At 64.2% G+C, this 19101-nt stretch carries 19 protein-coding genes; 8 read left to right on the forward strand and 11 right to left on the reverse strand.

Features of this window, described 5'->3' with window-relative positions:
• The first annotated feature begins 156 nt into the window (after positions 1 to 156).
• Positions 157 to 717: an inorganic diphosphatase gene (gene ppa, locus V3H18_RS05090; protein WP_332080854.1), complete on the forward strand. Its 561-nt coding sequence runs from the start codon at positions 157 to 159 to the stop codon at positions 715 to 717.
• Here the strand turns inward: ppa and V3H18_RS05095 are convergent.
• The 5 genes from V3H18_RS05095 to metX form a co-directional block, all read right to left on the reverse strand.
• On the reverse strand, positions 709 to 1071 hold the full coding sequence (locus V3H18_RS05095; RefSeq protein WP_332080855.1) for a DUF1636 domain-containing protein: 363 nt from the start codon (positions 1069 to 1071) through the stop codon (positions 709 to 711). The two genes, ppa and V3H18_RS05095, sit on opposite strands and share 9 nt — an antisense overlap.
• A gap of 184 nt (positions 1072 to 1255) precedes the next feature.
• Entirely contained in the window at positions 1256 to 1732 is a 477-nt protein-coding gene (locus V3H18_RS05100; protein ID WP_332080856.1) for a hypothetical protein, read from the reverse strand.
• A gap of 189 nt (positions 1733 to 1921) precedes the next feature.
• Positions 1922 to 2722 carry a Crp/Fnr family transcriptional regulator gene (locus tag V3H18_RS05105; protein ID WP_332080857.1) on the reverse strand — a complete coding sequence of 267 codons (801 nt, stop codon included), beginning with the start codon at positions 2720 to 2722 and terminating at the stop codon, positions 1922 to 1924.
• A 225-nt stretch (positions 2723 to 2947) separates the two neighbouring features.
• Positions 2948 to 3616 carry a methionine biosynthesis protein MetW gene (metW, locus tag V3H18_RS05110; RefSeq protein WP_332080858.1) on the reverse strand — a complete coding sequence of 223 codons (669 nt, stop codon included), beginning with the start codon at positions 3614 to 3616 and terminating at the stop codon, positions 2948 to 2950.
• The gene (metX, locus tag V3H18_RS05115) at positions 3613 to 4794 is read right to left on the reverse strand and encodes a homoserine O-acetyltransferase MetX (RefSeq protein WP_332080860.1); all 1182 of its coding nucleotides are present in this window, start codon (positions 4792 to 4794) and stop codon (positions 3613 to 3615) included. Before metX ends, metW begins: the two co-directional genes overlap by 4 nt.
• Before the next feature lie 74 nt (positions 4795 to 4868).
• On the opposite strand from metX, the gene V3H18_RS05120 reads away from it, so the two are divergent.
• Positions 4869 to 5252 carry a type II toxin-antitoxin system TacA family antitoxin gene (locus tag V3H18_RS05120; RefSeq protein ID WP_332080861.1) on the forward strand — a complete coding sequence of 128 codons (384 nt, stop codon included), beginning with the start codon at positions 4869 to 4871 and terminating at the stop codon, positions 5250 to 5252.
• On the forward strand, positions 5249 to 5761 hold the full coding sequence (locus V3H18_RS05125; RefSeq protein ID WP_332080862.1) for a GNAT family N-acetyltransferase: 513 nt from the start codon (positions 5249 to 5251) through the stop codon (positions 5759 to 5761). Before V3H18_RS05120 ends, V3H18_RS05125 begins: the two co-directional genes overlap by 4 nt.
• Positions 5762 to 5827: 66 nt before the next feature.
• Here V3H18_RS05125 and V3H18_RS05130 read toward each other — a convergent pair whose 3' ends face one another.
• The 4 genes from V3H18_RS05130 to V3H18_RS05145 form a co-directional block, all read right to left on the reverse strand.
• On the reverse strand, positions 5828 to 6166 hold the full coding sequence (locus V3H18_RS05130; RefSeq protein WP_332080864.1) for a hypothetical protein: 339 nt from the start codon (positions 6164 to 6166) through the stop codon (positions 5828 to 5830).
• A 327-nt stretch (positions 6167 to 6493) separates the two neighbouring features.
• Entirely contained in the window at positions 6494 to 8341 is a 1848-nt protein-coding gene (locus V3H18_RS05135) for an ATP-binding protein (protein ID WP_332080865.1), read from the reverse strand.
• Between the two features lie 144 nt (positions 8342 to 8485).
• A complete protein-coding gene (locus V3H18_RS05140) occupies positions 8486 to 8833 on the reverse strand; it encodes a recombinase family protein (protein WP_332080926.1) in 348 nt (115 codons plus the stop codon).
• The gene (locus V3H18_RS05145; RefSeq protein WP_332080866.1) at positions 8830 to 9663 is read right to left on the reverse strand and encodes an alpha/beta hydrolase; all 834 of its coding nucleotides are present in this window, start codon (positions 9661 to 9663) and stop codon (positions 8830 to 8832) included. Before V3H18_RS05145 ends, V3H18_RS05140 begins: the two co-directional genes overlap by 4 nt.
• A gap of 147 nt (positions 9664 to 9810) precedes the next feature.
• Here V3H18_RS05145 and V3H18_RS05150 point away from each other — a divergent pair, with 147 nt between their 5' ends.
• From V3H18_RS05150 to V3H18_RS05170, 5 genes are all read left to right on the forward strand, one after another.
• Complete coding sequence (locus V3H18_RS05150) at positions 9811 to 11013, forward strand: glycosyltransferase family 4 protein (RefSeq protein WP_332080868.1); 1203 nt, start codon at positions 9811 to 9813, stop codon at positions 11011 to 11013.
• Positions 11014 to 11212: 199 nt separating this feature from the next.
• Positions 11213 to 11962, forward strand: coding sequence for a carbonic anhydrase (locus V3H18_RS05155; protein ID WP_332080869.1), 750 nt, complete (start codon positions 11213 to 11215; stop codon positions 11960 to 11962).
• A 123-nt stretch (positions 11963 to 12085) separates the two neighbouring features.
• Positions 12086 to 13942 (forward strand): cation:proton antiporter domain-containing protein, encoded by a 1857-nt coding sequence (locus tag V3H18_RS05160; protein WP_332080870.1) that lies wholly within the window; start codon positions 12086 to 12088, stop codon positions 13940 to 13942.
• Positions 13943 to 14275: 333 nt separating this feature from the next.
• A complete protein-coding gene (locus V3H18_RS05165; protein WP_332080872.1) occupies positions 14276 to 14920 on the forward strand; it encodes a S24 family peptidase in 645 nt (214 codons plus the stop codon).
• Positions 14921 to 15018: 98 nt separating this feature from the next.
• Complete coding sequence (locus tag V3H18_RS05170; protein WP_332080873.1) at positions 15019 to 16092, forward strand: cytochrome-c peroxidase; 1074 nt, start codon at positions 15019 to 15021, stop codon at positions 16090 to 16092.
• Between the two features lie 110 nt (positions 16093 to 16202).
• Here the strand turns inward: V3H18_RS05170 and gcvPB are convergent, their stop codons facing one another.
• Both gcvPB and gcvPA read right to left on the reverse strand, forming a co-directional pair.
• Positions 16203 to 17744 carry an aminomethyl-transferring glycine dehydrogenase subunit GcvPB gene (gene gcvPB / locus V3H18_RS05175; RefSeq protein ID WP_332080874.1) on the reverse strand — a complete coding sequence of 514 codons (1542 nt, stop codon included), beginning with the start codon at positions 17742 to 17744 and terminating at the stop codon, positions 16203 to 16205.
• A complete protein-coding gene (gcvPA, locus tag V3H18_RS05180) occupies positions 17744 to 19084 on the reverse strand; it encodes an aminomethyl-transferring glycine dehydrogenase subunit GcvPA (RefSeq protein WP_332080875.1) in 1341 nt (446 codons plus the stop codon). The genes gcvPB and gcvPA overlap by 1 nt, the downstream gene beginning before the upstream one ends.
• Between the last annotated feature and the right edge of the window lie 17 nt (positions 19085 to 19101).

The following is a 19101-nucleotide window of genomic DNA, read 5'->3' on the forward strand; positions in this document are numbered from 1 at the left end:
ATGCTCGAAAGAATCCTTCGTGTCCGTTCAAGCGCGCCGAGCCGTTCTACGACATCTCGGGGCGGTTGATTCGCCCCCCGCTTCAATCCGGGATTAATGAAATAGGCGCGGCGAGGGTCGCCGCGCCGCCCGTCGCTTTCTTTTGGGAGTTCTTGAATGCGTCTCGACGCCATTCCGATCGGCGCCAATCCGCCCCATGAAGTCAATGTCGTCGTCGAAGTGCCGCTTGGCGGCGAGCCGATCAAATATGAGCTCGACAAGGCGTCGGGCACGCTCTTCGTCGATCGCTTCCTCTATACGGCGATGCGCTATCCCGGCAATTACGGCTTCATTCCGCATACGCTGTCGGACGACGGCGATCCCTGCGACGTGCTCGTCGCCAATACGCGCCCCGTCGCGCCCGGCGCCGTGATCGCGGTGCGCCCGATCGGCGTGCTGCGCATGACGGACGAGGCGGGCGGCGACGAGAAGATCGTCGCCGTGCCCTCCGCGCGGCTCACCCAGCGCTATATCGACGTCAAGAATTACACCGACCTGCAGGAGATGACCTGGCGGCGCATCGAGCATTTCTTCGTGCATTACAAGGATCTGGAGCCAGGCAAATGGGCGAAGGTCGCGGGCTGGGGCGACGCCGCCGAGGCTCGCGCGCTCATCGCCCAGGCGATTGAACGCGCCGAAATCGATCGCGCCAAGGCTGGGAAGGATTCGTTAGGGTAGCGGCGGCGTGCGCGAGACGACGCCTTTCTTGAAACAGTCTGGCCGGTCCTTCCAGGGGACGATGCCGTTTTCCGTCGCGCCGAAGCTTTGCGCCGAGTCGATCACGTCGTCGACATGGGCGGCGGCGTCGAGGTCGCCGATCACATAGGTCCATTTTCCGGCGCCGGCGAAGGCGACCGTCGCCGGGCGCTTGCAGACGGCAAGACATTCGACGGGTTCGACGCCGATCTCGATCCGGCGCTGCGCGAGCCGTTCGCGCAGCGCGTCGATAAAGACCGCGCCCGGACGGCTGTCCGCATCGTCGCCGCTCCGGCAGCATGTGCAGACGAAAATCGTCACGTCCGGCTTCGACATATTTCTCTCCTGGCTCTCGCGCGCCTTGTCGATCAAGCGCGCGTCAAAGACAAGGGGATCGGCTTCGGCTAGATCACGCTGCGTTTAGGCGGAATCGCCTAAACGCAGATGACGTGATCGATTCCAAAAGCGTAGAGCGCGCTTTACGCGAAAAACCGGCATCCACTTTTTCGCGAGCCGCGCTCTATGGGTTGAAAGCGCAGCGCGCGCCGCCGCCGGCCTTTTCCGCGACCTCGTCGGCGTCGACGTTGCAGTCGAGCGCCGTGATCGAGGCGTGCGAACTGCCGGCGGCGCCTTCGAGCGCGACGCCATTCTCGATCAAGGTCGCGTAAAGCTCATGCGCCTTGCGGCCGCGCAATTCGACTTTCTTTCCGCCGAAGGTCAGATCGCAGGAATGCGAGGTGATGTCCACATTTCCGGCGCGGCAGTCGATGGCGTCGGCTTTCACCGCGACGCGCTGGCCCTTGGCGTGCGGCGCGTCGGCGCGGCCGTTAAGATAGGCGGCGAGCAACTTCTTGTCGGCGGGGCTCGTCAGCGGCGAACCATCGCCGACGATCGCCGAAAGCGCCAGCGCGCCGGAGCCATTGCTCACTCCCGCATAGGCGGCGACGGGAATGACGGCGAAGAGCGACAGCAAGCCGAATGTCTTGACCGGGATCATGACGGGTCTCCTTAAGCAAAGGCGTGGGCGCAAAGACGATAAGCCGGTCCAGAGGAATAAATTACGACGGGCGCGCGGCGGGGTCGGGACGGCGAGGGGAGCATAGGCGCAAATCATCGAGCGGTGAATATGCGCCCCGGCCATCCAGAACGCGCATTCCGCGGCATGAGAGTTTTTCGGTAAGGAGCGTCAGGCCGCGCCGCCGCGGCCGCCGCGAGACTCGGCGGCCCGGCCGAAATGTTCGCACTGGTCCGCAAGCCGCGACACGCTTTCGACATGAACATTGCGCGTCTCGGTGCGCACCCCGTAGAAGCGCAATTTGGCGAAGGCGCGCGACAGCGTCTCCTGCTGCACGCCGAGAAGTGCGGCGACGAGACGCTTGTCATAGGGCAGACGGAAGCGGCACCGTTCCTCTCCCGGCGGGCAAAGCGACAGGAGAAAGCGCGCGAGCCGCTCGTCGGCGTTCTGGCCCTTGAGCGACTCGATCTCGTCGATGAGAGAGGCGATGCGGTTTTTTGCGTCCTGCATCACCGCCGCGTTCAGCGCCGGCGATTCTTTAACCAACCCGGCGAAGCGCCCGGCCGGCAGGGCGAGCGCGCTCGTCGGACCGACGGCTTTCGCGGAGAGGCTATGGATTTCGTTCGCGCAGGTCGGCGGCGCGCCGACGGTTTCGCCGGCGCCCAGCATGGCGATCAGCGTTTCTTCGCCCGAGAGGGAGAGGCGCGAAAGCTTCACATGGCCGCGCAGGACGATGAGGAGATGGGAGACGGCGTCGCCCTGGCGGAAGATCGCTTCGGCGTCTTCGAAAATTTCGATCTTGGCGTCGAGGGAAAGCCGCGACAGCGTCGTCTCGTCGAGCGTCGCAAAGAGCGGAGCGTCCCGCAGCTTTGGCGGCTCCGTCTGTTGAACAGGCGGCGCGTTTCGCGCGACGCGTCCCCGCCGCCGTCCGGCCCCGTAGCCTTGCGCGATCTCGCTCACATGCGTTGTCAAGCTCGCGGCTCCTCTCAAACGCGGCAAACCCGCGCCGCGTCGCAAGCGACGCGAAACGCCCCTAAACGGCGTCGACGCCTTTCCTGACGGATTTGTGTTTGGCCGCCGACTGGAAGGCTATCGCGAACGCTTGACCCGCGAAAGGCGGCGCGGCGGGACAAACCGTCGCATGGCCGGCGCGTTTTCCGCCGAAGTCGCCGCCGGTTCGGCTTAAGAAAATGCGCTTTAGAAGCGCGCGCCGTCGTCGCGCTTGAGGAGAAACACCGCCTGCTCGCCGAGAAGATTCCAGACCCACCAGGGCGCCTTGACGCGGATCGGCGCGCCGGAACGATTGAGGGCGACGCCGCGCTCGATGCGCGCGCCGAGTTCGTCGACGAGTTCGACGAAATCGCGAATGGTGCAAAGGTGAATATTAGGCGTGTCGTGCCAGCGATAGGGGAGTTGGCCCGTCACCGGCATGCGGCCTCGAAAGACGAGTTCGGCGCGCACGCGCCAATGGCCGAAATTGGGAAAGGACACGATGGCGCGCCGGCCGATGCGCAGCATATTGGCGAGCGCCGTGCGCGGGCGGCGCGTCGCCTGCAAGGTCTGCGAAAGAATCACATAGTCGAAGCCGTCGTCGGGATAATCGGAAAGGTCCGTGTCGGCGTCGCCCTGAATGACGGAGAGGCCCTTGGCGACGCATTCGTTGACGCCATGCTGCGAAAGCTCGACGCCGCGTCCGTCGACGCCTTTCTTTTCGGCGAGAAGCTGCAGCAGGGCGCCGTCGCCGCAGCCCACATCAAGGACGCGCGCGCCCGGCGCGACCATGTCGGCGATGAGGGCGAGATCGAGACGCGGCTGATCGAGCGATGCGGGACGCTCCCCTCTGTCGGGCGCGGGGATGAAATTCATTTCGGATTTCCGTCGCGGTCGAGGCCGCGCGCCGAGGCGGCGGACTCGAGAAAGCCGCGCGTCGTGGCGATGAACATCGGCTCATGCAGGAGAAAGGCGTCATGGCCCTTGTCGGATTCGATCTCGACGAAGGAGACCGAGGCGCCGCCGGCGTTGAGCGCATGAACGATCGCGCGCGAATCGGAGGTCGGATAAAGCCAGTCGGAAGTGAAGGAGACGACGCAAAATCTCGTTCTCGTATCCTTGAACGCCCTAGCGAGCGAGCCGCCGTAATCGGCCGCGAGATCGAAATAGTCGCAGGCGCGGGTGACGAAGAGATAGGAATTGGCGTCGAAGCGTTCGACGAAGGCGAGGCCCTGATAGCGCAGATAGTTCTCGACCTGGAAATCCGCGTCGAAGGAGAAGGTCGGCGCGGCGCGGTCCTGCAGCTTGCGACCGAATTTGCGCTGCAGCGCCGCCTCCGACAGATAGGTGATATGCGCCGACATGCGGGCGACGGCGAGCCCTTTTTCGGGGCGCACGCCCTGTTCCTGATAGCGCCCGGCGCGCCAGTCGGGGTCGGCCATCACCGCCTGGCGGCCGACTTCGTGAAAGGCGATGTTCTGCGCCGAATGTTTTGCCGCCGTCGCGATCGGCATGGCCGAGAAGACGCGCTGGGGATAGCTCGCGCCCCATTGCAGCACCTGCATGCCGCCCATCGAGCCGCCGGCGACGCAAAACAGCGTGTCGATCTTAAGATGGTCGATCAGCATCGCCTGCGCGCGCACCATGTCGCGAATGGTGACGACGGGAAAGTCGAGGCCATAGGGCTTGCCGGTCGCCGGACTGATCGAGGACGGGCCGGTCGTGCCCATGCAGCCGCCGACGACATTGGAGCAGATAAGGAAATAGCGGTCGGTGTCGAAGGGCTTGCCGGGGCCGACCATCGCCTCCCACCAGCCGGGCTTGCCGGTGACGGGGTGAACGTCCGCGGCGTATTGGTCGCCCGTCAGCGCATGGCACAGGAGAATGGCGTTGCTGCGCGCCGCATTGAGCCGGCCGTAGGTCTCATAGGCGATGGCGAGGGGCGCGATGCGGCCGCCGCCGTCCGTCACGAGCGCCTGCTCGGCCGGAAAGACGACGGTCCTGGGCGTCGCAGCCCCGTAGCCGCTTGGCTTCGGTTCGGAGCGGATGGACAAACGATCTCCTGAGCGTTCGGTGTATCGAACGCTTTGTTCGGCAACATCGGCGCCTGCGGAGGGCCTGTCAAGCGTTGCGCGCGGGCGCCGGAGCGCTCGCCTTCTTGATTTGTCCGGCGTATTACCGTACAAAGATCAAGGGAAGCCGTCTTCGAAAAGAGGAAGATCTGATGCCTCAAGAAACTGCCCGCACCGCGCGCATCGAGGCGCGTCTCGCGCCCGATGTGCTCGCCCTGGTGAAGCGCGCCGCTGAAATTCAGGGGCGGAGCGTCAGCGAATTTGTCGTGAGCGCTGCTCAAGAAGCCGCCCGCCGCGCCATTGAGGAAACGGAAATCATCCGGCTCTCGGTAGCGGGTCAGCAGGCTTTCGCCGACGCGATCCTGAAACCGCCTGCGCCGTCGGAAGGGTTAAAGCGCGCCTTCGCCAGTCACCGTCGCCTTATTCGCGAGGTTCGTTGACGTCATTTGTCACCGCCAGCCTCAGCCGCGATCACGACCGCACTGGCTTTCGCTCCGGCGTCGAGGCGCTTGATCGCTATCTTCAGGAATTCGCCTTTCAGGACATCAGGCGGCGCGTCGCCGGCTGCTTCGTCATGCTCGATGACGCTGGTGAAATCGCCGGATTCTACACGCTCGCGGCGACGAGCGTGCCGCTCAATCTGGCGCCGCCGGCAGTGACGAAAAAGCTGCCCCGCTATCCCGTGCTGCCGGCCATGCTGATCGGCCGGCTCGCCGTCGCAACGAAACGGCAAGGGCAGGGGCTTGGCCGCGCCCTGATCGCCGATGCGGTGATCCGCACGGAAAGCTTTCGCATCGGCGCCTATGCGCTGATCGTGGACGCAAAGGACGAACGCGCGCGCGCCTTTTATGCAGCGAACGGCTTCGCCACAATTCCCGACGAAGCGCGGCGGATGTTTCTGCCAATGGCGACCGCGCTGCAAATTCTCGAGAGCGATCGGCGCGGGTGATCCGCTGTCTTGCGGAAGCTCCGCCTTTTGCAATGCTCCGAAGTCATGTACGGGGTCAGCTAATAATTATGCTGCGTCGGCAAGCGACGCACGCAGCCGCATAACCTTAACCCTTACCGTGCCCTGCAGCACCGACATAGCGACGGATATTTCCTTGTAATCGGACCCGATACCCACGGCCGTCAGGAGTTCCCAATTGCGAACCCCTACCTTGCGCCGGATCGCCTCAAGCTCGCGACGGGCGGTCAAAGCGCCGTCGGGATGGGCGGCGGTCGCGATATCCTCAACCAACGGCACCCGGCGGCTGCCGCGATGACGTTCGCGCCTTCTACTGGTGGCAATGACTTGATTGACCTCGTCCTCGGTCGGCGGAGCATTAGAAGCCGAGTCGAGAATATAGTCCAAGCCGGACTCGGTGCCCCAACTGCGTTCGCCTACCTGATGGTCGCGACGAAGAGTGTTTTGGAGGCGGGCGTACATGCCCCATGGATGCGGAAGGTCCGCCATAGTTGTCTTTCCTTGTTTTGTGTAGGCCGCTGTTGGCCTACGGGGATGACAACCGGCGCGTCCGCCTCAGGCTGTTTCCGGTAAACTTTTGACCGAGACGCTGTGCTGGTCAGAAGTGATCCGGGCCTGCTTAGGACATACCGTTTGCCTACATAATATAGTCGATTTTCGAATAGCAGAAAAGAGGAGGCGCAGCGCCGCGAATTGCGGCGCTGCCCAACCCATTCAGTCGGTCATCTGAACCCGATACGCGTCAGACCATTCCTTTCGGAACCCGTCGAGCAATTTGCGGGCGTCCTCGTTGTTGTGGGACAGCACGCTTTGCGTCCGGGCCAGCGATAGCAGCAACAGGTCCAGCGCGACGATGAGCCCGTCAGCACCCTCGGCAGCCGCCGGGACCTCTCCTGCTTCTCCAGTTTCTTCGACGGCCGCCGTAATGGTCGTCTTTTTCAGCGGCTCATAGAGCTTGCTGAAAAACGGATGAGCGGTGTTGATCGTCATGATCACGCGGCCAAAGTGGTTTTCAACGTGATAGAACGGCCAATATTCGTCATACTTGAAAGTGATCAGGTATTTCGACGCTTTCACTCGTTCGAATGCCTGTTCGTCGGTTTCCTCCTCCCGTTTCAGGGTGAGGGCGAGGCCGCGCAGATTTTCGTCCCTCTGTTTCTCTTCTTCCGGCGACAAGGATTCCACATTGAGCGGTTTCATTTGGAAACCGTCGGTATCGCTCGCTCTGCACTCAGCCTCGCTGCGGCCAGCCTCCAGTTTTGCCGCCGCCTGCTTGCTCTGAAAGCGCTTGATTTCTTCCGCGATCGCGGACACGTCGTCGCGAATTTTCGCATTTATCGCTTCGACGACATAACCCTTCAACCGAACGCCCTGTTTGTTCGCGGCGACGCCGAATGCCTCGTCGAGGATGCCTGGAAAGTCGATTTGAACCCGATACCAGTTCGCCACGCTGTGTTTGGGCACGATCTCGCGCATCGCGCCTGCATAGACTTCCCGATCATTCCTGAGAATCGAAACGGTCAAGCCGTCGAAAACGCGCAAATCGTTTCTCTGGACTTTCCGAGGCAAGCCAAGCCAAGCCTCGAATGGCAGAGCGTACAATTTTACCGTCACCTTCGCCTTTTCGTTCGATGACTCGGACACCGCAACATCGACCTCCTTGGTGTCGATAAGGCGACTTTGCGTCACTGGAAGATCGCGAATTCGCGTGTGGCGAGCATTCGGCATCCAATAGGTCGGGTCGAATATCTCGACTTTCCGATTGTTGACGTACAGCTCCACGCCTCCAGCGAGCAGACGACGGTAGACTCGGCCCATCTCCTTTACCGCATGATCCACAAGGGTCTGTGCTTTCGCGTAGCTGAGCCGATCGCAATTCGGAAGGAATACTATCGTCCCGGATGCGCCGAGAATTTCGTTCAGGTCGTCGTCATGCGTTGCAAGGAATTCCTGCTCGTTCTTGTCGGGGAACACCATCGTTTCCGTAAAGAAGTTGGCGACCTCGGTCGGCAACTCCGTCGAAAAGGTAGGGTCCGGCAATTCAACCGAATTCGATCGGTCCTTCCCGATGTCCTCAACATCAAGCGTCATTTTGTAAAACGCGCTTTTCTCCTGCCACGAGTAGAGCTCCATCACGGGGCTCATGCTGAGAGCCGCCGTCTTCATCCCCATGCCAAAGCGACCGATCGCTTCGCGATTGCCATATCGCATCGAGCCGCCGAACGAAGTCGCCATTTTGAGGACATTTGGCGACATGCCTCGGCCGTTGTCGTAAACGGCCGCGTCTATTTCATAGCTGCCTTTCGATCCGCGTTGGCGGAAGTAGATACGGATCTCCTTCGCGCCGGCTTCGATGGCGTTGTCCACATGCTCGCACAGGGCAGAGGTGGTATTGTTGTAGCCAACGTCCCGTAAGGACGCGATTAGGGTCTGTGCGAAGAACAGCGGAACGGTCGCGTTCTCCTTCAGAATGCGGTTCATAACGGTTTTGCCCCCTCGGGGGGCATCCGCTGCCCAGCTCGGCGCTGTCGTCTCGGTCTGGGTTTCCGGGGTATCCAACATTTGATCTCTCCGTGTTTTGTGGTGTCGGCTATTCGACACCGGCGAGGCCAACTTTGGCTCTCATCCCTTAGGAGATGACGCGCGTGATTTGTTACAGCCGATCGAGATTTTTCGTCGGCACGCGGCTAACGACGTCCACGCGCTTTAAGTCTGACGACTGAGGATGCCGCGCTGAACCGCCCTAAGAATCAACTCGTCACGTTGATCTGGCGTTTTTCCTCGGTTAAGCAGTAAGTCGTGAAATTGTGCTCCGCGACACATTGAACCGCCGCGCAAGGTCGGCCTGCATCGCCTTGCCCTTGGCGAGGTCGCGCAAGGCTTCCTCGCGCTGGTGAGGCGTGAGCGCGGGGGTCGTCCCATGTGAACGCCTCGCGACTTGGCGCGCGCGCGGCCTTCGCTCGTTCGCGCGCCTATGAGGTCGCGCTCGAATTCGGCGATTCCTCCCAAGAAAGTTAGCAGCAAGCGCCCCTGTGCGGTAGCCGACCTCGTCAGTCGAAAAGCGTGGGTGGCGGCTCGCCCGGCGGCGGCCCGCTCATCGTCTCGATGGCGGCGGCGATCTGGGCGAGGTCCTCCTCGCGCGACAGGCGGTGGTCGCCGTCGGCGATGAAGGTCAGCGTCGCCGGATCGGCGCTCAAATGTTCGACGATGGTCAACGCATGGCGCCAGGGCACGTCTGCATCGCGCATGCCCTGGAGAATATGCACGCGCGCATAGGCGCGGATTTCGCCGCCCAGGAGCAGATGCCTGCGCCCCTCTTCGATCAGCTTCCGGGTGATCGGCGTGGGGTCCGGCCCATAATCGGAAGGGCGCATGAAGACGCCCTTCTCCTCAAGCGCGCGGCGCGCCGCCTCGTCGAGCGAGGCGAAGATCAGCGCTTCGGTGAAATCGACGGCCGGCGCGAGGAGGACGAGGCCCGCGAGTCGCCCGCTTTCGCCTTTTTCGGCGAGGCGGCGCGCCAGGAGCAGCGCGATCCAGGCGCCCATGGAGCTGCCGACGACGATCTGCGGCCCCCGCGTCGACCCTTCGAAAAGGAATAGGCTCTGCTCCAGCCAGTCGCCGATGCAGCCGTCTTGGAATCGCCCGCCGGAGCGGCCATGGCCGGAATAGTCGAAACGCAGATACGCCCGACCCCTCTCGCGCGCCCATTCATCGAGGAAGTTCGCCTTCGTTCCCTCCATGTCGGAGGCGAAGCCGCCGAGCCAGACGAGGCCGGGGGCGTTTCCGCCAGCGGGGCCGGCAGGCCGCAAACGCCGCGCGATCCGCCAGGCGCCGCCGGCGGGATTGGGGACGTCGAGAAAATCGAGATTGTCGGATTCGGGCAAGGCGGGCCGTTTTGAACCGTCAGCAAGGCGGCAAGTTCGCGCCGCGCTTGAAAATAGGCGTTTCGCTCATAGTTAGTAAACACTATCACGAGAAAATGCGGTCCGCCGGGCGCTTTCCGTCGCGGCGTGGATTGCATCAGCCCAGCGATGTCGCAACAGCTCGACCAGATCGCCGTGTCCGACCATCGTTTGGCGGGGCGCACGATTTTGCAGATCGTGCCCGACCTCCAGTCCGGCGGCGCCGAACGGGCGACCGTCGAGATGGCCGAGGCGCTGGCCAATGTCGGCGCGCGCTGCCTCGTCGCGTCGCGCGGCGGGCGCATGGTCAGCGAATTGCAGTCGAAGGGAGGCGTTTGGCTGCCCTTCCCGGCCGCAACCAAGAATCCTTTCGCCATGGCGTTAAATTCGGTGCAACTCGCGCGGATCATGCGCGATGAGGGCGTCGACATCATCCATGCGCGCTCGCGCGCGCCCGCCTGGGTCGCCTATTACGCCGCGCGTCAGACGGGCGCGAAGCTCGTCACCACCTATCACAGCGCCTATGGCGGCGATTCGCCGATCAAGCTGCGCTACAATTCGATCATGACGGCGGGCGACGCCGTCATCGCCATTTCGGAATATGCCGCGCAGCGCATTCGCGAATTGCATCCCGAATGCGCGGGCCGCGTCTTCGTCATTCCGCGCGGCGCGGACCTTCGGGCCTTCTCGCCCGCCGCCGTGGAGCGGCGGCGCGTCGAGCGGCTGCGCGCCGAGTGGGGCGTCGCGCCACATGAGCGCGTCGTGCTTTTGCCGGCGCGGCTTTCCGCGCGCAAGGGCCATACGGTGCTGATTGAGGCCGCCAAGCGGTTGATGAAAGAAGGCTGGTCGGATCTGCGCATCGTCTTCGTCGGCGACGCGCATAGCGAGGCCTTTCGCCGCGGCCTGGAGACGCAGATCGCGCATTGCGGGCTTTCCGGGGCGGTGCGCAATTACGGCTATTGCGACGACATGCCGGCCGCTTATCTCGCGGCGGCCGCGATCGTCGCGCCAGCGACGGAGCCCGAGGCCTTCGGCCGCGTCGCCATAGAGGCGCAGGCGATGGGCGCGCCGGTTATCGTCTCCGATATTGGCGCGGCGGCCGAAATCGTGCAGGCGCCGCCGCAGACGCCCCGCCATCTCGCGACCGGATGGCGCGTGCCGCCGGGCGATCCCGTGGCGTTGGCGCAGGCCATTGGCGAAGCGCTGGCGATGCAAGCCTCGGCGCGCGACGAACTGACCTCGCGCGCGCGCCTCAATGTGCAGACGCGCTTCTCCATCGAGCAGATGCAGCGCGCGACGCTCGACATCTACGGGCTGCTCCTCGCGCGCTAGCAAGTTCGGGAAAAGTTGACGGACTTTTGATCGGGAGTTGCTCCAGCCGGTCGATTTGGCGGGATTTCTTGTCGATTCCTTCCGCTCTTAAAGCGCGCTGACGCTTGTGCGCCGGCCGGCCATGTGCATGATCTTGCGATAATGATTGTTTATTCCTCGTCGACGTGGAGCGGCGCCGGATAGCGAGAAGAGTCAGCCCATGTGCCACGCCTGCGGAAGTCCCGATCTGACGCACCGACAAGAACTTCCGCGACGCACCCTGTTGTCGCTCGGCGTCGGGCTCGGAGCGGCCCTTGCGGCCCCCGCCGGCGTTTTCGCCAAAGAAAAGAAAGCCAAAAAGGCGCCCCCCAAGCCGGAGAACGTGCTTTCGCCGGACGCGGCGTTGGCGCGCCTGATGGAGGGCAATGAGCGCTATCGCAAGGGCGTCGCCAAGCGACATGACTTCATCGCCGAGCGCGAGGCGCTCGTGGGGGGACAAAATCCCTATGCGGGCATTTTGAGCTGCGCCGATTCGCGGATCGGGCCGGAATACGCCTTCGACAGTTCGCGCGGCGATCTCTTCGTGGTGCGCGTCGCCGGGAATTTCGCCAATCCCGACGGCATCGCCAGCTTCGAATACGCCGTCGAGATTTTGAAAACGCCGCTCCTGCTGGTGCTGGGGCACGACGCTTGCGGAGCGGTGCAATCGACCATTTCCTCTATCGAGGACAAGACGACGCTGCCCGGCCATCTGCCTTCTCTGGTTGCGGCCATCGCGCCCGCGGTCAAGGCCGTCGCGGGCAAGCCCGGCGACGCGCTCGAGAATGCGACGCGGGAAAATGTCCGGCTCAACGTCGAGGCGCTCAAGGCCGCGACGCCCCTGTTGAGCGCGGCGGTGGAAGAGAATCGCGTCAAGGTGGTCGGGGGGATTTACCGTCTCGCTGACGGCCGGGTCGAGATTTTCGCCTAATTCGGACTTGTTCGAATGTCGGCATGAGCGCGCGCCGGACGGCGCGACTTTTGCTCATTTTCTCGCCAAGAGCCGCGCCGCGCGTCTATCGTCGGCCAGGGGCGCGCAATCGGAAAGGACGGCATGGCGACTTCGTTGCATCTTGAATCCTATCGCGAAGCCTTGGTTTTCCTGGCGACGGCGGGCGTCGTCGTGCCGGTGTTCCATCGGCTGAAGATCAGCCCGGTCCTGGGTTTTCTGCTCGCGGGCGCGGCGGTCGGGCCGCATGGGCTGGGGCGCTTCGCGCAGGGCGAGAATAGCTGGCTCGCGATGTTCGCCATCGCCGATGTCGAAGGCGTCGCCGATCTCGCCGAATTCGGGCTCGTTTTTCTGTTGTTCATGATCGGCCTCGAGCTGTCCTGGGAGCGCCTGGTGCGTCTGCGCAAGCTCGTGTTCGGCCTGGGACTTGCCCAGGTCGCCGTCTGCGCGACCGTTCTCGGCCTCATCGGCCATCACTGGTTCGGCGTCGCGGCGGGACCGTCGATCCTGATGGGCGTCGCGCTCGCCATGTCGTCGACGGCGGTGGTCATGCCGGTGCTCGCGGAGGGGCGCCGTCTCAACAAGGCGCCCGGCCGCGTCGCCTTTTCGGTTCTGCTGCTGCAGGATCTGGCGGTGGCGCCGGCGCTGTTCTTCGTTTCCGTCCTCGCCAACGCCAAAAACGGCTTCAGCGCGTCGGACGCCCTCTGGACCTTCCTGCCGGCCGTCGCGGCGCTCGCCGGGCTTATCATATTCGGCCGCCTGCTGCTGCGGCCGCTGTTTCGCCTCGTCGCGCACGCCCAATTGACCGAACTCTTCATGGCGGCCTGCCTGCTCGTCGTCGTCGGCGAGGCGCTCATAACGGCCGCCGCAGGTCTTTCCATGGGCCTTGGCGCCTTCATCGCCGGCCTGCTCCTCGCCGAGACGGAGTTCCGCCGCGAGATCGAAGTGACGATCGAGCCGTTCAAGGGACTGCTGCTCGGGCTCTTCTTCGTCTCCGTCGGCGCGGGCCTCGACATCGGCGCTGTCGCCGCGACTCCGGGCCCCATCGTGCTGCACGCTGTGAGCCTCATCGCGGTGAAGGCGGCGTTGATCTTCGGTCTCGCGCGCGCTTTCGGCGTCGAAACGCGCCCGGCGTTGGAGGCGGCGCTGCTGCTCGCGCCCGGCGGCGAGTTCGCCTTCGCCCTGCTCACATCAGCGATGAACGCCGGCGTGCTGCCGGGCCAGGCCGGCGCCGATACGATGATCATCGTGACGCTCAGCATTTTCGCCATCCCCTTCCTCGGCCGCCTCGGCGCGAAGCTTTCGCAGCGGGGCGAACGCGTCGCCAAGGAAGAGGAGCACGCCCATCTCCAGCCAGGAGAGCGGGTCGCCGAAGGCCGCGTCGTGATCGTCGGCTATGGCCGCATCGGCAGCCTCGTCGGCGAGATGCTGGCGCGGCACGACGTGCCCTTCGTCGCGATCGAGGAAGCAGTTTCGCTCGTGACGGAAGCGCGCGGGAAGGGTGTCGAGATTTACTGGGGCAACGCCGCGCGGCGCGAATTCCTTCTGCGTTGCGGCGTCGGGCAGGCGCGCGCGCTGGTGGTGACGGTCGAAAACGCGCCAGCGGCGCAGGAGATCGTCGGGCTCGCGCATGAGATTCGCGGCGATCTCGTCATCGTCGCGCGCGCCCGCGACGCCCGCCACGCGACCGAGCTTTATAAGGCAGGCGCGAGCGACGCCATCCCGGAGACGATCGAAGCGAGCCTGCAACTCGCCGAAACCGTGCTCGTCGACGTCGGCGTGCCCATGGGCTATGTCATCGCCTCGATCCACGAGAAGCGCGACGAATTCCGCAAGCTGCTGCAGCCGACGGGTGAGGAGGCGGCGAGCCCCCGTCAGGTCGAGCGCATCAAGGGAATCAGGCGGGAGCTGGCGCGCCGGCGCCTTTCCGGCCGGGTGGCGGAGGAAAGCGGCGAGCCCTGATGGCTCCCCGCGGGAGGCGGAGGGCGAAATCCCCCACGCGCTCCGTCGGATGAGCGGCCGTTCCCCGCACTTTGGCCGAGAGTCCAGCCTTTCCTATTGCGCCGGATAGGCAATCGATATATTCCTATCGCTAGGAAATACTTCCCGGATGACGACAAGAGAATCCGGCGGAGCAGCGTAGCCGACGCGTCATCGTTCCCGGCCGGCCGGAAGCCGGAGCGGGAATCGAGAAGTCGATGCAGGAATGGACCTTGCCGCGGACGTCTGCCCGCCTCGCCTGTAGCGAAGCGTCGGGAACGACGGGCGGGTCCGCCGGACACGGCATGAGATGAAATGTCGGATATTCTCACCCATGAGCAAATCTGGGCGGCGATCGACGCGCTCGGCGAGCGCTATGGCCTGACGCCCTCCGGGCTCGCCCGCAAGGCGGGGCTCGATCCCACGACCTTCAACCGCTCCAAGCGCGAAACGGCGCAGGGACGCCAGCGTTGGCCCTCGACCGAATCGATCGCCAAGGTGCTGCAGGCGACGGGCGCGAGCCTCGATGAATTCATGACGCTGGTCGCCGCCAATGGCGAGGCCGGGCGGCTCCGTCACACGCGGCCGCTCATCGGCCTCGCCCAGGCGGGCGTCGGCGGCTTTTTCGACGACGCCGGCTTCGCCACTGGCGCCGGATGGGACGAGATCGATATTCTCGCCGAGGCCGACGAACATTCCTATGCGCTGGAAATCTCCGGCGACTCCATGGCGCCGCTCTATCGCGACGGCGATGTGGTGATCGTCTCGCCCGCGGCTCCCGTGCGGCGCGGCGACCGGGTGGTGGTGAAGACCACGACTGGCGAGGTCATGGCCAAGGAGCTGAAGCGCCAGACCGCCCGCACGATCGAATTGAAATCAATCAATCCCGCCTATCCCGACCGCGTCGTTCCACGCGACGAGGTGAGCTGGATGGCGCGCATTCTCTGGGCCAGCCAGTAAAATTGCGCCGTTGGAACGGTTCTCATCTAGCGGCGCGTCGGCGCGGCTGTGCTATAAGCGGGCTCCCTTCAACGACCCTCCGTCGAGGTGAATTTTAGATGCGTCTTTTCCTCATCGCCTCCGTCCTCGCGCTTCTCGCCGGCGGCCCGGCTTTCGCCGACCTCAGCCTCAGGGATCAGGCCAAGGGTTTGTTCGAGCCCATACCCTCGACGCCGCCGGCGCTCGCGGGCGATGTCGCGACGCCCGACAAGCTCGCGCTCGGCAAAATGCTTTTCTTCGAGCCGCGCCTTTCCGAAAGCCAGGATCTGAGCTGCGCCGCCTGCCACAATTTGAGCACGGGCGGGGTCGACGGCGGCGCGCTGTCGGGCGGCCGCAACGCCCATCTCGCCGGCCGTGAAGTGCAGACCGTGCTGAACGCGGTCTTCAACAAGGCGCAATATTGGGACGGCCGCGCCGTCGACCTTAAGGATCAGGTCGTCAATTCGGTCATGGCCAATCCCAAGGCGATGCTAAAGACGCGCGGCGGCCCGATCGCGATCAACCCCGCCGAACTGGCGCGCACGAAGCAGCGCGTCATCGAACAGTTCAGAACGATCCCCGCCTATGTCGAGGCTTTCAAAAAGGCCTTTCCGGACGAGAGCGATCCGCTGGTCTATGACAATATCGGCCGCGCCATCGCGCTCTTCGAGACGACGCTCATTACGCCCGATTCGCCCTTCGACCTCTGGCTCAAGGGAGACGATCAGGCGCTTTCCGACGCGCAGAAGGCGGGGCTGAAGCTTTTCATCGATAAGGGCTGCGCGTCCTGCCACAACGGCGTCAATATCGGCGGCGCCTCTTATGCGCGCTTCGGCGTCGTCAAGGAGCCGGCGCCCGAATATCTGCCCGCCGACGATTGGGGGCGTTTCGTCGTCACCAAGTCGCTCGCCGATAAATATGTCTTCAAGATTCCTTCGCTGCGCAATGTCGAATTGACCGCGCCCTATTTCCACACCGGCGCGACATTCGATTTGAAGAAGGCGGTGGGCGTCATGGCGGAAAGCCAGCTCGGCGCCCAGCTCAGCGCCGACGAGACCGACAAGATCGTCGCTTTTCTACTGTCGCTGACGGGACGCTCGCCGGAGGTCGTTCTGCCCATTCTGCCGCCGCGCCGGTCGCCTCCGGCGCTCTAGATCACGCTGCGTTTAGGCGGAATCGCCTAAACGCAGATCACGTGATCGATTCCAAAAGCTTAGAGCGCGCTTTACGCGAAAAACCGGCGTCCGCTTTTTCGCAGCGCGCTCTAGCCCGCCGCTTTCTCCTCCCAGCGCAGGACGGGCTTGCGCGCCGCGCGCGTCTCGTCGACGCGTCTGCGCGGCGCAAGCCGCGGCGCGCCGGTAAAGCGCGGCGCGTCTCCGGCCTTGGCGCTTTGCGCAAGATCGCGCAGCGTCGCGATGAAGAGATCGAGCGAGGCCTTCGACTCCGACTCCGTCGGCTCGATCAGCATGGCGCCATGGGCGACGAGCGGAAAATAGATCGTCATCGGATGATAGCCCTCGTCGATCATCGCCTTGGCGAAATCGAGCGTGGAGACGCCCGTTCCATGCAGCCAGGCGTCGTCGAAGAGAACTTCATGCATGCAGGGACGGTCGCCGAAGGGCTGCGTCATGAGATCGCGCAACGAGGCGCGGATGTAATTCGCCGAGAGCACGGCGTCCTTCGATCCTTGCGCGAGACCCTCGGCGCCAAACCCCAGCATATAGGCGAGCGCGCGCAGGAACATGCCCATTTGCCCGTGGAAGGCGGTGAGACGGCCGAAGCTTTCCGTCCCCTCCGCATGTTCGACGAGTTCGAGCTTCTCTCCGACGCGCCGCACGAAGGGAACGGGCGCGTAAGGCGCGAGACGCTCGGAGAAGACGACCGGGCCGGCGCCCGGCCCGCCGCCGCCATGCGGCGTCGAAAAAGTCTTGTGCAGATTGATATGCATGGCGTCGACGCCGAAATCGCCCGGCCGCGCGACGCCGGCGATGGCGTTGAAATTGGCGCCGTCGCAATAGAAATAGCCGCCCGCCTCATGCACGGCCTCTGCGATCTCGATGATCTCGCGCTCGAAAAGGCCGCAGGTGTTGGGGTTGGTCAGCATGATCGCCGCGACATCGGGGCCGAGATGCTCGCGCACCGTTTCGGCGCGCAGCGTTCCGTCGGGCGCGGCGGGAACGACCCGCACGGAAAAGTCGAGCAAGGCGGCCGTCGCCGGATTGGTGCCATGCGCCGATTGGGGAATGAGCACGACGTTGCGCGTCGCGCCTTCGCCCTTCGCCGCGATCGCCGTCTTGATCGCCATCATGCCGCAGAGTTCGCCATGCGCGCCGGCCTTGGGCGACAGCGCGACGGCGGGCATGTTGACGAGCGTCGTCAGCCAGTCCGCGAGAGTCTGCATGATCTCGAGCGCGCCCTGCGCCGTCGATTGCGGCTGCAGCGGATGAAGATCGGCGAAGCCCGCGAGCCGCGCGATTTTTTCATTGGCGCGCGGATTATGTTTCATCGTGCAGGAGCCGAGCGGATAAAGCCCCGCGTCGATCGAATAATTCTTGCGGGAGAGGCGCACGTAATGGCGCATGGTCTCGGGTTCGGTAAGGCCCGCAAGGCCGATCGGCGCCTTGCGCTCAAGCCCGCCAAGGCGCGTTCCGACCGGCGCGGCGTCGTCGATGTCGACGCCCGTCGCGTCAACGCGGCCGATCTCGAAGAGGAGCGGCTCCTCCTGGTCGAGGCCGCGATTGCCGGTGAAGGTCGCGGGCGCGCGATCGTCCTCAATAGGCCCAAGAGCGGAAGTCTTGTCGAGCATCAGAGCGACTCCTTCAGCGCGTCGACGAAAGCCGCGCGGTCTTCGTCCGTGTTGATTTCGGTGCTGGCGACGATGAGGAGATCGTCGAGGCCTTGCCCCGGCAGAAGCCGCGAGACCGGCACGCCGGCGAGCACGCCGCGCGCGGCCATCTTCTCAAGAAGCGCGCCGGCGTCGCCTTTCACGCGCAGCGTGAATTCGTTGAAGAAACTCTTGTTCAACACCTGCGCGTTCGGGACGCCCGCGAGCATATCGGCGAGCAGAACCGCGTTGGCGTGATTGACGCGGGCGAGCCGCCGCAATCCCGCTTCGCCGAGCAATGTCAGATGAATGGCGAAGGCGAGCGCGCAAAGCCCCGAATTGGTGCAGATGTTCGAGGTCGCCTTGTCGCGGCGGATATGCTGTTCGCGCGCCGAAAGCGTCAACACGAAGGAGCGGCGTCCGTCAGCGTCGACGCTTTCGCCGGCGAGCCTTCCGGGCATTTGGCGGAGATGCTCGTGGCGCGTCGCGAAAAGGCCGACATAGGGGCCGCCGAAATTGAGCGCATTGCCGATCGACTGGCCTTCGCCGACGACGATATCCGCGCCCATCGCGCCGGGCGGCGCGACGAGGCCGAGAGAGACGGCCTCGGTGAAGACGGCGATCAGCAGCGCGCCATGGCGATGACAAGCCTCCGCGATTTTTGTCAGATCGCGCAGATTGCCGAAAAAGTCGGGCGTCTGCACGACGACGCAGGAAAGCGTGTCGTCGATACGCGCGATCAGATCTTCCGTCGCGCCGACATCCGGGGCCATCGAGACGGTTTCATCGTCGGCGAGACGCGAGATGGTGCGCGCGACCTCGGCGTAATGCGGGTGCAGGCCGCCCGAAAGCAGCGCCTTGCGGCGCTTCGTCAAGCGATGCGCCATCAACACGGCTTCGGCGGTCGCGGTCGAGCCGTCATACATGGAGGCGTTGGCGACCTCCATGCCGGTGAGCAGCGCGACCTGAGTCTGAAACTCGAAGAGATATTGCAGCGTCCCCTGCGAAATCTCCGGCTGATAGGGCGTGTAGCTCGTCAGAAACTCGGAGCGTTGAATGAGGTGATCGACGCTCGCGGGAATATGATGCTTATAGGCGCCGGCGCCGACGAAAAAGGACGCGCGCGACGCAGGCGTATTGCGCGCCGCAAGCCGTTCGAAGAAGCGTTCGACATCGAGTTCGGATTTGCCGCGCGGCAAATCGAGCGGGGCCTTGAGCAGCGTGTTTGTCGGCGCGTCGGCGTAGAGATCGTCGATCGAAGCAACGCCGATCGTCGCCAGCATCGTGCTTCTGTCGGCGTCGGAGAGGGGAAGATAGCGCATCTTTCGTCTTCCTTCGC

The organism is Methylocystis borbori, from assembly GCF_036576025.1.
In the GTDB taxonomy this organism is placed as follows: Bacteria; Pseudomonadota; Alphaproteobacteria; order Rhizobiales; family Beijerinckiaceae; genus Methylocystis; species Methylocystis borbori.

Excerpts from the sequence above, each read along its gene's own strand:
- ppa (WP_332080854.1), top strand. The coding sequence starts at position 157 with ATGCGTCTCGACGCCATTCCGATCGGCGCCAATCCGCCCCATGAAGTC.
- V3H18_RS05095 (WP_332080855.1), bottom strand. The coding sequence starts at position 1,071 with ATGTCGAAGCCGGACGTGACGATTTTCGTCTGCACATGCTGCCGGAGC.
- V3H18_RS05100 (WP_332080856.1), bottom strand. The coding sequence starts at position 1,732 with ATGATCCCGGTCAAGACATTCGGCTTGCTGTCGCTCTTCGCCGTCATT.
- metW (WP_332080858.1), bottom strand. The coding sequence starts at position 3,616 with ATGAATTTCATCCCCGCGCCCGACAGAGGGGAGCGTCCCGCATCGCTC.
- V3H18_RS05135 (WP_332080865.1), bottom strand. The coding sequence starts at position 8,341 with ATGTTGGATACCCCGGAAACCCAGACCGAGACGACAGCGCCGAGCTGG.
- V3H18_RS05150 (WP_332080868.1), top strand. The coding sequence starts at position 9,811 with ATGTCGCAACAGCTCGACCAGATCGCCGTGTCCGACCATCGTTTGGCG.
- V3H18_RS05155 (WP_332080869.1), top strand. The coding sequence starts at position 11,213 with ATGTGCCACGCCTGCGGAAGTCCCGATCTGACGCACCGACAAGAACTT.
- V3H18_RS05160 (WP_332080870.1), top strand. The coding sequence starts at position 12,086 with ATGGCGACTTCGTTGCATCTTGAATCCTATCGCGAAGCCTTGGTTTTC.
- V3H18_RS05165 (WP_332080872.1), top strand. The coding sequence starts at position 14,276 with ATGTCGGATATTCTCACCCATGAGCAAATCTGGGCGGCGATCGACGCG.
- V3H18_RS05170 (WP_332080873.1), top strand. The coding sequence starts at position 15,019 with ATGCGTCTTTTCCTCATCGCCTCCGTCCTCGCGCTTCTCGCCGGCGGC.
- gcvPB (WP_332080874.1), bottom strand. The coding sequence starts at position 17,744 with ATGCTCGACAAGACTTCCGCTCTTGGGCCTATTGAGGACGATCGCGCG.
- gcvPA (WP_332080875.1), bottom strand. The coding sequence starts at position 19,084 with ATGCGCTATCTTCCCCTCTCCGACGCCGACAGAAGCACGATGCTGGCG.